This window comes from Ruegeria sp. HKCCA6707 (assembly GCF_013033515.1).
Taxonomy (GTDB): domain Bacteria; phylum Pseudomonadota; class Alphaproteobacteria; order Rhodobacterales; family Rhodobacteraceae; genus Ruegeria.
On the sequence record NZ_WQEG01000011.1, the window covers coordinates 1 to 12,580 of the forward strand.

12 protein-coding genes are annotated in these 12,580 nt (G+C 58.5%); 7 read left to right on the forward strand and 5 right to left on the reverse strand.

The annotated features are described in order from the left end of the window. The first annotated feature begins 264 nt into the window (after positions 1–264). Entirely contained in the window at positions 265–675 is a 411-nt protein-coding gene (locus GOW40_RS19065) for an ester cyclase (RefSeq protein WP_171097763.1), read from the forward strand. A 119-nt stretch (positions 676–794) separates the two neighbouring features. Here the strand turns inward: GOW40_RS19065 and ilvD are convergent, their stop codons facing one another. Next, positions 795–2,627: a dihydroxy-acid dehydratase gene (gene ilvD / locus GOW40_RS19070; RefSeq protein ID WP_171097765.1), complete on the reverse strand. Its 1,833-nt coding sequence runs from the start codon at positions 2,625–2,627 to the stop codon at positions 795–797. 107 nt (positions 2,628–2,734) lie between these two features. Here ilvD and GOW40_RS19075 point away from each other — a divergent pair, with 107 nt between their 5' ends. The 4 genes from GOW40_RS19075 to GOW40_RS19090 all read left to right on the forward strand — a co-directional run bounded on the left by GOW40_RS19075 (position 2,735) and on the right by GOW40_RS19090 (position 5,682). Next, positions 2,735–3,316 (forward strand): helix-turn-helix domain-containing protein, encoded by a 582-nt coding sequence (locus tag GOW40_RS19075; RefSeq protein ID WP_171133556.1) that lies wholly within the window; start codon positions 2,735–2,737, stop codon positions 3,314–3,316. After that, on the forward strand, positions 3,300–3,572 hold the full coding sequence (locus GOW40_RS19080) for a hypothetical protein (RefSeq protein WP_171133557.1): 273 nt from the start codon (positions 3,300–3,302) through the stop codon (positions 3,570–3,572). Before GOW40_RS19075 ends, GOW40_RS19080 begins: the two co-directional genes overlap by 17 nt. Before the next feature lie 71 nt (positions 3,573–3,643). Further along, positions 3,644–4,498, forward strand: coding sequence for a 3-mercaptopyruvate sulfurtransferase (sseA, locus tag GOW40_RS19085; RefSeq protein WP_171133558.1), 855 nt, complete (start codon positions 3,644–3,646; stop codon positions 4,496–4,498). After that, positions 4,498–5,682 carry an amino acid aminotransferase gene (locus tag GOW40_RS19090; protein ID WP_171133559.1) on the forward strand — a complete coding sequence of 395 codons (1,185 nt, stop codon included), beginning with the start codon at positions 4,498–4,500 and terminating at the stop codon, positions 5,680–5,682. The genes sseA and GOW40_RS19090 overlap by 1 nt, the downstream gene beginning before the upstream one ends. Before the next feature lie 74 nt (positions 5,683–5,756). On the opposite strand, the gene GOW40_RS19095 is transcribed toward GOW40_RS19090, so the two are convergent. The 3 genes from GOW40_RS19095 to GOW40_RS19105 form a co-directional block, all read right to left on the reverse strand. Beyond that, positions 5,757–6,446, reverse strand: coding sequence for an aspartate/glutamate racemase family protein (locus tag GOW40_RS19095; RefSeq protein ID WP_171136455.1), 690 nt, complete (start codon positions 6,444–6,446; stop codon positions 5,757–5,759). Between the two features lie 137 nt (positions 6,447–6,583). Then, complete coding sequence (locus GOW40_RS19100) at positions 6,584–7,894, reverse strand: ammonium transporter (RefSeq protein WP_171133561.1); 1,311 nt, start codon at positions 7,892–7,894, stop codon at positions 6,584–6,586. 34 nt (positions 7,895–7,928) lie between these two features. Continuing rightward, positions 7,929–8,267 carry a P-II family nitrogen regulator gene (locus GOW40_RS19105; RefSeq protein WP_039525370.1) on the reverse strand — a complete coding sequence of 113 codons (339 nt, stop codon included), beginning with the start codon at positions 8,265–8,267 and terminating at the stop codon, positions 7,929–7,931. A 259-nt stretch (positions 8,268–8,526) separates the two neighbouring features. Between GOW40_RS19105 and GOW40_RS19110 the strand changes: the two genes are divergently transcribed. Continuing rightward, on the forward strand, positions 8,527–10,710 hold the full coding sequence (locus GOW40_RS19110; RefSeq protein WP_171133562.1) for a transglycosylase domain-containing protein: 2,184 nt from the start codon (positions 8,527–8,529) through the stop codon (positions 10,708–10,710). An 83-nt stretch (positions 10,711–10,793) separates the two neighbouring features. Here GOW40_RS19110 and leuB read toward each other — a convergent pair whose 3' ends face one another. Continuing rightward, positions 10,794–11,897, reverse strand: coding sequence for a 3-isopropylmalate dehydrogenase (gene leuB / locus GOW40_RS19115; protein WP_171133563.1), 1,104 nt, complete (start codon positions 11,895–11,897; stop codon positions 10,794–10,796). Positions 11,898–11,987: 90 nt separating this feature from the next. Between leuB and GOW40_RS19120 the strand changes: the two genes are divergently transcribed. Further along, positions 11,988–12,515: a redoxin domain-containing protein gene (locus GOW40_RS19120; protein WP_171133564.1), complete on the forward strand. Its 528-nt coding sequence runs from the start codon at positions 11,988–11,990 to the stop codon at positions 12,513–12,515. Positions 12,516–12,580: the final 65 nt, after the last annotated feature.

The window sequence follows — 12,580 nt, forward strand, 5'->3', positions numbered from 1 at the left end:
AACACTCCATCTTTGCTCTCAAAGTGAAGTGTTGCGGCGATCCATTGAGACCGCCCCGCAAAGCAGACATTCGCCGCGATTTGGCGAACGTTTACACGAGCCCAAAGCGGTCTTTGCAATGTTCAGATTGGAACCTTTCCCATCGGCACGTTAGCAATGTGTAGCCTCTAGTTTTTGGGCATACGACCGACTTTCGTGTACACTCGCCACACTGCTCTGTCGAAAAGCTGAATAAAGCAATCAACTTCCTTGGGGGGAGAAACTATGTCAATCGAAACGACCGCACGAGAATTTTTTGAGGCTTGCGAGACTGGTAAGGGTTGGGAAGGGTGCAAAGGCTATTGCCATGAAGACGCTACATTCTCTGCTCAGGCAGATGCGTTAGCTGACGTACCTACGCTGGAGGGGTATGCGGAGTGGATGAAGGGTTTGCTGACACCCGTCCCAGATGGTCACTACGAGTTGAAGTCATTCTCGACCGATGCAGATCGTGGCGTTGTAACAGCATTTGCCGTGTTTCACGGAACCCACTCGGTAGACGGGCCAGTGCCCGCGACCGGAAATAAGGTTGCGGCAGATTACGTCTATGCGATGGAGTTTGACGGTGACAAAATTAAGCACATGACCAAGATTTGGAATGACGTTCACTCGTTAAAGCAACTCGGCTGGGCATAACCGCTGTAGGATGATTTGTGCGTAAGCGGCCTGAATTGGCGGTGGCCCCTTTGTCCGCACAGCAGAACAAAAAACAGCCCACCGGGTAGGTGGGCTGTTTTTGTTGAGCGGTTACTTACTCAAAGTTGACGCACGGCTCCTTTCGCGGCGCTGGTGGTCAACTTGGCGTAGGCTTTCAGCGCTGTCGACACTTTGCGCTTGCGGGGCTCTGCCGGTTCCCAGCCTTTTGCGTCCTGCTCGGCGCGGCGGGTGGCCAGCTCTTCCTCGGACACCGCCAAGTGGATCGTGCGGTTGGGGATGTCGATCTCGATCCGGTCGCCGTTTTTGACCAACCCGATCTCACCGCCTTCGGCCGCCTCGGGTGAGACATGGCCGATCGACAGGCCCGATGTACCCCCCGAGAAACGCCCATCCGTCAGTAGGGCACAGGCTTTGCCCAGGCCTTTGGATTTCAGGTATGACGTCGGATACAGCATTTCCTGCATCCCCGGACCACCGCGTGGGCCCTCATAGCGGATCACCACCACGTCGCCCTCTTTGACCTTGCCGGTCAGGATGTCATTGACCGCCTGATCCTGGCTTTCGCACACATAGGCCGAGCCGGTGAATTTCAGGATGTTCTCATCAACGCCTGCGGTTTTTACGATACAGCCGTCGCGCGCTATGTTGCCGAAGAGAACCGCCAGACCACCATCCTGGCTGAAGGCGTGTTCTTTCGCACGGATCACGCCGGTTTCGCGGTCTGTATCCAGCTCTTTGTACCGGTTCGACTGGCTGAAGGCCTGCGTTGTCCGCACACCGCCGGGCGCGGCTTTGAACAGATCCTGCGCCTTTGGGTTGTTGGCAACCTTGATGTCCCAATTGGCAATCGCCTCACCCATGGTGGCCGAATGGACGGTGCAGCAGTCTTCATGCAGAAGGCCTGCGCGGCTCAGTTCACCGAGGATCGAGAAGATGCCGCCGGCGCGGTGGACGTCTTCCATATGTACGTTCTCGGTATTGGGCGCGACCTTGCAGAGGCACGGAACCTGTCGGCTGAGCCGGTCCATATCGGACATGGTGAAATCGACACCGCCCTCGCTGGCGATGGCCAGCAGATGCAGCACCGTGTTGGTTGAACCACCCATGGCGATATCCAGGCTCATTGCGTTTTCAAACGCGTCAAACGTGGCGATCTCGCGGGGCAGGAACCCTTTTTCGTCCAGCTCATAATGCCGCTTGGTGATCTCGACGATGCGGCGACCGGCCTCCAGGAACAGCTCTTTGCGGTCGGAATGAGTCGCCAGGGTCGAACCGTTGCCGGGCAGCGCCAGACCCAGCGCCTCGGCCAGGCAGTTCATAGAGTTCGCCGTGAACATGCCCGAGCACGACCCGCAAGTCGGGCAGGCGTTTTCCTCGATATGCTTGACCTGTTCGTCGGTGTATTTGTCATCTGCTGCGGCGACCATCGCGTCGACCAGATCGATCTTTTTGACATCCAGATCGGCGATGTCGATCTTACCTGCCTCCATCGGTCCACCCGAGACAAAAATCGCTGGGATGTTCAGGCGCATGGCGGCCATCAACATACCCGGCGTGATCTTGTCGCAGTTCGAGATACAGACCATCGCATCAGCACAATGGGCGTTGACCATATATTCGACCGAATCCGCGATCACTTCCCGCGAGGGCAGGGAATAGAGCATACCGTCATGGCCCATGGCGATCCCGTCATCCACCGCAATCGTGTTGAATTCCTTGGCCACACCGCCTGCGGCCTCAACCTCGCGCGCGACCATCTGGCCCAGATCTTTCAGGTGCACGTGGCCGGGGACAAATTGGGTGAACGAGTTGACGATAGCGATGATCGGCTTGCCGAAATCGTCATCGCCCATACCAGTGGCGCGCCACAGGCCACGCGCGCCCGCCATGTTGCGGCCATGGGTAGAGGTTCTGGATCTGTACAATGGCATGATGCTGTTTCCCTTTTGCCTCGGGTTGCATGTTCGAAGGATTGTGCGTTATAGCGCACGTATCACATGTGCGCTATAACGCACAAGAGGATTCGGAAGGCCGGGATATGGCACCAGACGAGATTACACTGAAACTTCGGGACGTGCGGGCCGCATCGGGGTTGAGCCTGTCGAAAGTGGCCGAGATGACGGGTGTCAGCAAAGCGATGCTAGGCCAGATCGAACGCGGTGAATCCAGCCCGACCATCGCGACGCTTTGGAAGATTGCCAAAGGGTTTCAATTGCCGCTGAGCGCTTTGATCGGGCCATCGGCGCTGCGTGATCCGGCCAATTCGGGCGTGTTCCAGACAGTGACCTTCCCCGGCAGTATCGAGGTCAAGATTGTCTTTCCTTTTGATCCCGCACTTGGCGCCGAAACCTTTCACGTCCAGCTTGCTCCGAACCAAAGCCACGAGTCGCCGCCTCATGCAGCAGGGGTGACCGAAGAGGTCTTTGTGCTGAGCGGTCACCTGGAAATCCTGCGCAATGGCGACTGGCTGCCCTTGCAAACCGGCCAGGGCCTGCGCTTTGCCGCGGATCAGCCGCATGGCTACCGCGCCGGAGCAGACGGGGCTGCGTTCCTCAACATGCATCACTATGCGCAAAACCCTGAGGTTTCTGAACGGGTATCCCATGACCGCACTGCTTGACAGCCTGACTATCGTGGACGCCATCGGCTCTTTCGGGGCGCTGATCGTGGTTGCAGCCTATTTCGCGACGCAGATGCGGATGATGAACTCCGACGATCTGGCCTTTCCGGTGGTGAATCTGCTGGGCTCGGTGCTGATCGTCTATTCGCTGGTCTACAACTTCAATCTGGCCTCGATGCTGATCGAAGGGTTCTGGATTCTGATCAGCATTGTCGGGATCGTGCAGCATTTCAGGTTGCGCCGGTCGGCAGAATAGGCGCTATCCAGCCTTGAACCACCATGCCGCCGGGTATAGGGAAAATTCAAGCTCGCTTAGGAGATGCTAAGATGCAGGATGATCCCAAAACCCTTGTATCCACGGATTGGCTGGCCGCTCATATGAAAGACCCGGATCTGCGGATTTTGGATGGGTCGTGGTACCTGCCGTCGCAGAACCGTGACGCCAAAGCCGAATATGATGCGGGCCATATCCCGGGTGCGCGGTTTTTTGATATCGACGATATATCCGACCACCGTTCGGACCTGCCGCATATGGCGCCTCCGGTGGAAAAGTTCATGTCGCGGCTGCGCGCGATGGGTGTGGGCGACGGGCATCAGGTGGTGGTCTATGACGGGGCCGGGTTGATGTCAGCTGCGCGGGTTTGGTGGTTGTTCCGCCTGATGGGGCAGGAGAACATTGCTGTTCTTGATGGCGGGCTGCCCAAATGGCAAGCTGAGGGGCGTGAGATCGAAGATCTGCCGCCCGTTATCCGCGACCGCCACATGACGGTGCGGGTTCAAAACCATCTGGTGCGCGATGTCACTCAGGTCTCGGCTGCGTCCAAACTGGCGGATCACGAGATCATCGATGCGCGCGCCGCCGCGCGTTTTGCCGGTACCACGCCCGAGCCGCGCGAAGGGTTGCGTTCGGGCCATATTCCCGGGTCACGCAACGTACCCTTTACCGATTTGCTGAATAAGGACGCGACGATGAAGTCGCGCGACGCGTGCCGCGCCGTTTTTGAGGCTGCTGGCGTTGATCTGTCGAAACCCGCCATCACCTCTTGCGGGTCGGGCGTGACCGCCGCGATCCTCAGCCTTGCGCTGGAACGCATGGGCAAGAAAGACCATTCGCTTTATGACGGCTCCTGGGCGGAATGGGGTGCCTTCCCGACCCTGCCCGTCGCAACCGGAGAGACCTGATGTTCGAGAACCTCAAACCGCAGCCCGCCGACAAGATCCTGGCTCTGATGCAGATGTATCGCGAAGACCCGCGAGACCAGAAGATTGATCTGGGTGTTGGTGTCTACAAAAACGCCGAGGGCGTGACCCCGGTGATGCGCGCGGTCAAAGCCGCCGAGAAACGTATTTGGGAAGAGCAGGACAGCAAAGCCTATACCGGTCTGGCCGGTGATCCGGCTTTTGCAGACGCAATGATCGGCCTGATCCTGGGCAGCGCGGTTCCGCGCGCCAATATCGCCGCTGTGGCAACCCCCGGCGGTACCGGCGCATGTCGTCAGGCGTTCGAGATGATCCGGATGGCCAACGCGTCTGCGCGCGTATTTGTGTCGAACCCGACATGGCCCAACCACCTTTCGATCCTGAACTATCTGGGTATCGAGACGGTTCAATACCGCTATTTCGACAGCGAAACCCGCGGCGTTGATTTCGACGGTATGATTGCCGATCTGAAGACGGCCGAGCCCGGCGACGTGGTCCTGCTTCATGGATGCTGCCACAACCCTACGGGTGCCAACCTGAACATGGTGCAGTGGCAAGAAGTTGTGAACATCATCAACGCGCAAGGCCTCGTGGCGATGATCGACATCGCCTATCAAGGCTTTGGCGACGGGCTGGAGGAAGACGCGCAAGCAACCCGTCTGGTGGCCTCATCCGTCAGCCGCTGCCTGATCGCGGCGTCCTGTTCGAAGAACTTTGGCGTCTACCGTGAGCGCACGGGTCTGTTGATGGCCATCAGCGACAAAGCCGAAGAAACAGCGCTGAGTCAAGGCACGCTGGCGTTTCTCAACCGCCAGAATTATTCCTTTCCGCCCGATCACGGCGCACGGGTCGTGACCACGATCCTGAACGATGATGCCTTGCGCGCCGATTGGGCTACTGAGTTGGAAGAAGTGCGTCTTTCCATGCTGGGGCTGCGTCAACAACTGGCCGATGAGCTGCAACGTCTCAGCGGGTCCGACCGGTTTGGATTTGTTGCCCAACATCGCGGCATGTTCTCACGCCTCGGTGCAGCCCCGGAACTGGTTGAGCAGCTGCGTAACGAACATGGTATCTACATGGTCGGCGACAGCCGGTTGAACATAGCGGGTCTGAACGCAAATACCGTGCCGATACTGGCGCAGGCGATCGTCGACGTTGGCGTCTGAGACACTGGCGAGAAACACAAAAGGCTGCGCGAAACCCGCAGCCTTTTTTGTCGCGATAAGATGAAGACCTGATCCTAGGCCAAGGCCATTTCCAAGGCCTTTGCGCAGTGAATGCGTGTGGTGTCGAAAACCGGGTAGGAAACGTTTTCGGGGTTCAGCAGCATTCCAACTTCGGTACAGCCAAGGATCAGGCTGTCTGCTCCGGCGTCAGACAGACGTTGCGCAATCTCGACATAGGCGGTTTTGCTGTCCTCTGTAACAATGTCTTTGCACAGCTCTTCGTAAATGATGCGGTGCGTGGTGTTTTGATCGGCTTCGGTGGGCAAAACAGGCGTCAACCCAGCCGCATGCAGACGATCGGTGTAAAAACTCTGTTGCATTGTGAAGGCCGTTGCCATCAGGCCAGGAGACGTCAGGCCCGCGGATTGGATAGCGTCCGCTGTGGCGTCGGCAATATGCACAAAGGGAATGGAAACGCTGTCCATCATCTGATCGGCCAGCTTGTGCATCGTGTTGGTTGCAAGCACCAGAAGATCTGCACCACCCCGTTCCAGTGCCTGGGCTTCGCGATTCAGAATGTTACCGGCGCCGTCCCAGTCGCCCTTGCTTTGCAGAACCGCAATTTCAGCGAAATCCAGTGACCGGATCAAAAGCTGAGGGGAATGCAGACCGCCAAGACGCTGCCGGGTCAGATCGCAGAGCAGGCGATAGTAGATTTGTGTCGAGGCAGCGGACATGCCGCCGAGAATACCGATTGTTTTCACCCAGACCTCCCGAACCCGCACAATCGCGGTACTTCTGAGATGTCGCGGACTGCTGATCCGGTCAAGCAGCAGTATTGTATCAAACACAAAAAAGCCGGGCGCGAACGCCCGGCTTTCGGATCTTGATGGATCAGCTCTTAGCCTTTGGAGAACTCGGGGTAGGCTTCCATACCCAGCTCTGCCATATCCAGACCGTTGATCTCGTCCTCTTCGCTGACGCGGATGCCCATTGTGGCCTTCAGGATGGTCCACAGGATCAGTGCGCCGACAAAGGTGAAGACACCGTATGCAACGATACCGGTCAGCTGCGTAACCAGGCTGGCTTCGCCATAGAAGATCACGGCGATGGTGCCCCAGATACCGGCACACAGGTGAACCGGGATCGCGCCCACAACGTCGTCGATCTTGAACTTGTCCAGCATCGGGACCGCGAGGACCACGATGATACCGCCCACAGCTCCGATCCACAGTGCACCGAACAGGGTCGGGGCAAGCGGTTCAGCTGTGATCGACACCAGGCCAGCCAGAGCGCCGTTCAGCACCATGGTGAGGTCAGGCTTTTTGTACATGATCTGGGTCATCAGCAGGGCTGCAACAGCACCGGATGCGGCGGCCATGTTGGTGTTGGCAAAGATGCGCGACACGTCGGATACGTCACCCACGGTGCCCATCGCCAGCTGCGAGCCGCCGTTGAAGCCGAACCACCCCAGCCACAGGATGAATGTACCCAGTGTGGCCAGTGCCAGATTCGAACCGGGCATCGGGTGTACTTTGCCGTCTTTGTACTTGCCGATACGCGGGCCAAGGATCAGACAGCCCGCCAGAGCCGCCCAGCCGCCGACCGAGTGCACGATGGTCGAACCGGCGAAATCCGAGAAGCCAGCTTCGGACAGCCAGCCACCGCCCCACTGCCAGGAGCCCGAGATCGGGTACATGATGCCTGTCAGCACAACGACGAAGATCAGGAAGGGCCACAGCTTGATACGCTCGGCCACGGCACCCGATACGATCGACGCGGTTGCAGCGACAAAGACCAGCTGGAAGAAAAAGTCCGAGCCGATCGAAGCGTAGTCCAGAGCAGCCTCGGCAGGGTCAACACCAACCGGATCAAGCACGGTTGGACCGCCAAGGGCAAAGAACCCGTTGAAGTCGCCCGGATACATCGTGTTGAAGCCGACCAGCCAGTACATGATGGCGGCAATGGAAAACAGCGCGATGTTCTTGGTCATCTGCATGGCCACGTTCTTGGAACGCACCAAGCCACCTTCCAGCATGGCAAAGCCTGCCGCCATGAAGAAGACCAGGAAACCCGCCATCAGGAACAGCAGGGTGGTAAAGATATATTGGGTATGCAGCGCGGCCTCGCCCTCGGCAGCCTCTTGCGCCAGACCCATCTGCGGCAGCGCAACGATCGCAGCGGCAGGGATGAGTGATTTCATCAGGTTCATTGTCAGTCCTCGAATGATGTGAGTTCGGGGCGCTTTACAGCGCTTCCTCGTTGGTTTCCCCGGTCCGCACGCGCAGTGCCTGCTCGACATCGAGGACAAAAATCTTGCCGTCGCCGATCTTGCCGGTCTTGGCGGTGTTGGTGATGGTCTCGACGATCTGGTCGGCCATGGTCGCGGGTACCACGATTTCGAGTTTGATCTTCGGCACGAAATTCACAGCGTATTCAGCGCCGCGATAGATTTCGGTGTGACCGGATTGCGAGCCAAAGCCCTTGATCTCAGTCACCATCATGCCGCGCACGCCCGCTTCGGTCAGTGCTTCGCGCACCTCCTCGAGCTTGAACGGCTTGATTGTCGCAATGATGAGTTTCACGTTCGTCCCCTCTGCTTCCCCGGTTAGACCGGCCTATTTGCACCTGCAGAAAAAGACCGTAACGAAAGGACCATGGGAACGATTCCGGGCCTGAAACCTTTGGGAAAATCCTAAGAAGTTGCACATTTTTTGCACAAATCGGGGTGTTTGATTAAATATTAGTCAAATTGAAGAGTGGAGATTTCCGAATTTCACACCTCTACATGACATTGAGGGCAGGCTATGGTGTGGCAAAAGAAAAAACGGGCAGAGTTAAAGCATGGCTGAGTCCAAGCGCCGAAAGTCGCCGCTGGTTGCGGACAAGCGCTATCCGTCGAAGGGGCGAAAGCCTTCGGCGAAAAAGCGCGTTGCGAAACCGGCGGGTAAGAAGGCGACAGCGCGAAAAACGACAACGCGGCGCACCACGCGCAAGCGATCCACTCGCAAACGTGGTGGTGGCGGTGGCTTTTTCCGACGCCTGTTCCGCTGGATTTGGCGGATGATCTGGGGTCTAACCTGGCGCGTTGGAGCGGTATCGGCCTTGCTGCTGGCCCTGGCTGTTGGTGTCGTCTATTCCTCTTTGCCCGAAGTCGACGCGCTGATGGATGGCCGCGCGAAGGGCTCGGTGACACTGCTGGACCGGGACGGCAAGGTCTTCGCCTGGCGCGGGGACCAGTTTGGTGGGGTTATCACGGCTGACACGGTCTCACCCCATCTGAAACACGCGGTCGTCGCAACTGAGGATAAACGCTTTTATCGTCATTTCGGGGTAAGCCCCCGCGGTGTGGCAAGCGCGGTGCGCATCAACCTGCGAGAAGGACGCGGGCCGCTTTCGGGCCATGGTGGATCGACGATTTCGCAACAAACCGCCAAGCTGCTGTGCCTTGGAGTGGTTTATGAGCCGGACCAATGGGAATCCGAGGCTGCGTATGAGGCCGATTGCCGACAGGGGTCTTTGTGGCGCAAGGCGAAAGAGGCGATCTATGCGATAGCGATGGAGGTCAAGTACTCCAAGGACGAGATTCTGACGATTTATCTGAACCGGGCCTATCTGGGCTCGGGCGCGCGCGGGTTCGAAGCTGCGAGCCAAAGGTATTTCGGCAAATCCGCCGCCGAAGTTGCCCCTGCCGAGGCGGCCATGTTGGCCGGGTTGCTGGTGGCACCGACGCGGTTTGCGCCAACGAACAATCTGCAACGCTCGCAGGATCGGGCGCGGCTGGTAGTTGGGCTGATGGAGGAACAGGGTTATCTGTCCGCAGCGCAGGCCAGCGAGGCGCGCAGCCGTCCGGCGCAACTGTCCGAGGCCGCGGCGGCGCGGGCGGGCGGGTATTTCGCCGATTGGGTTATGGCCAGCGGGCCCGAGTTCTTCACGCGCAACACCACCGAAGATGTGGTGATCCGCACAACGCTGGACCAACGCTTGCAAAGTTCGGCAGAAGACGCGTTGAAATACATCTTTGAGGAAAAGGTGCGCGAGGGCTCCAAAGCGCAGGCCGCGATCGTGGTGATGTCTGCCGATGGTGCGGTTCGGGCAATGGTCGGCGGGCGCAAGACCCGCGTTTCCGGCGCATTCAACCGTGCCACCCAGGCGCTGCGCCAGACCGGGTCTTCGTTCAAACCGTTTGTTTATGCCACGGCTCTTGAACTGGGCTATTCGCCTCTGGATACCGTGATGGACGAGCCCTATTGCGTCGACATCCCCGGCTCGGGCCAGTGGTGCCCCAAGAACTATACCAACAAGTTCTACGGCCGCGTGACGCTGGCGGATGCGCTGATGAACTCTTTGAACATTCCAGCGGTAAAAGTGGCCGAGATTTCGGGGCTTGAGAATGTGCGCACCGTGGCCAGTGGATTTGGCATCGCCAGCGATCTGGCCCAGGGACCAGCGTTGGCGCTGGGTGCGTCGGAAAGCACGCTGATCGAGATGACGGGCGCCTATGCCGGTATCTTGAACGGCGGGTCTGCGGTTGAACCTTATGGTCTGACCGAATTGAAGCTGCTGGGGGACGAAACCCCCGTCATGGTGACCACAACAGGGATCGGTGAACGGGTGATCAATGACAAGGCTGCCCGCGAACTCACCTGGATGATGGAACGCGTGGTGTCGGAAGGCACCGGCGGTCGCGCCAAATTGCCGGGTTGGCAGGTTGCGGGCAAAACCGGCACCACACAGGCCGCGCGGGATGCCTGGTTCATCGGGTTTACCGCAGATTACGTGGCCGGTGTCTGGATGGGCTATGATGACAACACGCCGCTGTCAGGCGTCACAGGCGGCGGTCTGCCCGCCGAGATCTGGCGCGAAACCATGTTGCGTATCACCGATGGGATGACACCGACTCCTTTGCCCATGTCAGCACCCGAACCTCCGGTTCAAACGGCTCAGCCGCAACGACAACAGCGCCGCCAGCAAGGCGGTTTCGCGCAGGACATCAACAACCTGTTGAACAGTATTTTTGGGAACTGATTGGGTCCGACGTCGGTTTTCGACAAACGATCCTAAGGAGCAAAGACCCCACCTATCTGTCGATCGGTGGGGTCCTTTTACGTTCAGAGGCTTTCGTCCAGCGCTTTCAGAATCGCGTCGCCCATTTCTGTTGTCGAGACGGGTGTGACACCTTCGTCTGCCAGCAGATCTCCGGTGCGAACGCCGTCAGCCAGAACCTTTTCAATCGCAGCTTCCAGGCGGTCAGCTTCGGCGCCTTGGTCAAAGCTGTAGCGCAGCGCCATGGCGAAGCTGAGGATACAGGCGATCGGGTTGGCCTTGCCCTGACCCGCGATGTCGGGGGCCGAGCCGTGGACGGGTTCATACATGGCCTTGGGGCGACCATTCTCCATCGGTGCACCCAGGCTGGCCGAGGGCAGCATACCCAGCGACCCGGTCAGCATCGCGGCACAGTCGGACAGAATATCGCCGAACAGGTTATCGGTCACGATGACGTCAAACTGTTTCGGAGCCCGCACCAGCTGCATCGCGCCGTTGTCGGCATACATATGCGTCACTTCAACCTCGGGATAGTCCTTTGCCACACGATCCACGACCTCGCGCCAGAGGATGCCCGATTCCATGACGTTGGCTTTCTCCATCGAGCACAGCTTTTTGTTCCGGCGCATCGCCAGTTCAAACGCTGAGCGCGCAGCGCGTTCGATCTCGGATTCGGTATAGCGTTGGGTGTTGATCCCCACGCGCTCGTTGCCTTCTTCGAAAATGCCCCGCGGCTCACCGAAATAGACGCCCGAGGTCAGTTCGCGCACGATCATGATGTCGAGGCCGGCCACGATATCCTTTTTCAGCGACGAAAAATCCGCCAGTGCGTCGAAGCATTGTGCCGGGCGCAGGTTGGAATACAGATCCATTTCCTTGCGCAATCGCAGCAGCCCGCGTTCGGGTTTCAGGCTGAAATCCAGATCGTCGTATTTCGGGCCACCAACAGCGCCCAGCAGAACGGCATCTGCCGCTTGCGCTTTGGCCATGGTTTCATCCGAAAGCGGTTTGCCATGGGCGTCGTAAGCCGCACCGCCTACCAGATCCTCGCTCACGTCAAAGTGAAGGTCCCGGTTCGCACCGAACCAATCGATGATTCTGCGCACTTCGGCCATAACTTCCGGGCCAATTCCGTCTCCGGGCAGGATAAGGAGCGAAGGGTTGGACATGAAGGATCTCCTTGCGTTTCGTTGCACAGGCCCTAGCGTTTGCGGCGCATCGGGTCAATGAGATGGCCCTTCAATCCATAAGGAAAACACATGCTGACATCTGGAAATCCGGTTCCCGCGTTGAAAATCGATACTGTCGCTCATGGCAGCTTCGATCTGGATGCCGACAAGGGCGAAAATGGAACGTTGGTGATTCAATACCGCGGGTTGCATTGCCCCATTTGTCTAAAGCAAATGGCCGAAGTCGAAGGGGTGCTGGATGAGTTCGCCGAACTTGGGATCGAAGTGATCATGATCACCACAGATACTGCCGAGCGAACCGCAGAGGCAGTCGAAAAAGCAGGAGTCTCGCGTCTGCGGGTTGGGCATGGTCTGCCAATGTCTGAAGCACGCGACGCCTGGGGCTTGCAGATCTCAACCGCGCGCGAAGGCAGCGCCGAACCGGACTTCTTTGCCGAACCCGGCCATTTCTACGTGGCTCCGGACCGGACGCTTTATTACGCTTGGCAGCAAACCACCCCGTTCGGGCGTCCTGCGATGTCAGATATTATTGGTGGTCTGAAATTCACACAGAACAACAATTACCCGCCGCGCGGCACCTATACCGGCGCGTTGTAACGCCAAATTCCCGGCGATGCGCTGAACAGAGCGTCATGCGCATCGCCGCTTTGGTTTGGCATGGC

Excerpts from the sequence above, each read along its gene's own strand:
- GOW40_RS19065 (WP_171097763.1), top strand. The coding sequence starts at position 265 with ATGTCAATCGAAACGACCGCACGAGAATTTTTTGAGGCTTGCGAGACT.
- ilvD (WP_171097765.1), bottom strand. The coding sequence starts at position 2,627 with ATGCCATTGTACAGATCCAGAACCTCTACCCATGGCCGCAACATGGCG.
- GOW40_RS19075 (WP_171133556.1), top strand. The coding sequence starts at position 2,735 with ATGGCACCAGACGAGATTACACTGAAACTTCGGGACGTGCGGGCCGCA.
- GOW40_RS19080 (WP_171133557.1), top strand. The coding sequence starts at position 3,300 with ATGACCGCACTGCTTGACAGCCTGACTATCGTGGACGCCATCGGCTCT.
- sseA (WP_171133558.1), top strand. The coding sequence starts at position 3,644 with ATGCAGGATGATCCCAAAACCCTTGTATCCACGGATTGGCTGGCCGCT.
- GOW40_RS19090 (WP_171133559.1), top strand. The coding sequence starts at position 4,498 with ATGTTCGAGAACCTCAAACCGCAGCCCGCCGACAAGATCCTGGCTCTG.
- GOW40_RS19100 (WP_171133561.1), bottom strand. The coding sequence starts at position 7,894 with ATGAACCTGATGAAATCACTCATCCCTGCCGCTGCGATCGTTGCGCTG.
- GOW40_RS19110 (WP_171133562.1), top strand. The coding sequence starts at position 8,527 with ATGGCTGAGTCCAAGCGCCGAAAGTCGCCGCTGGTTGCGGACAAGCGC.
- leuB (WP_171133563.1), bottom strand. The coding sequence starts at position 11,897 with ATGTCCAACCCTTCGCTCCTTATCCTGCCCGGAGACGGAATTGGCCCG.
- GOW40_RS19120 (WP_171133564.1), top strand. The coding sequence starts at position 11,988 with ATGCTGACATCTGGAAATCCGGTTCCCGCGTTGAAAATCGATACTGTC.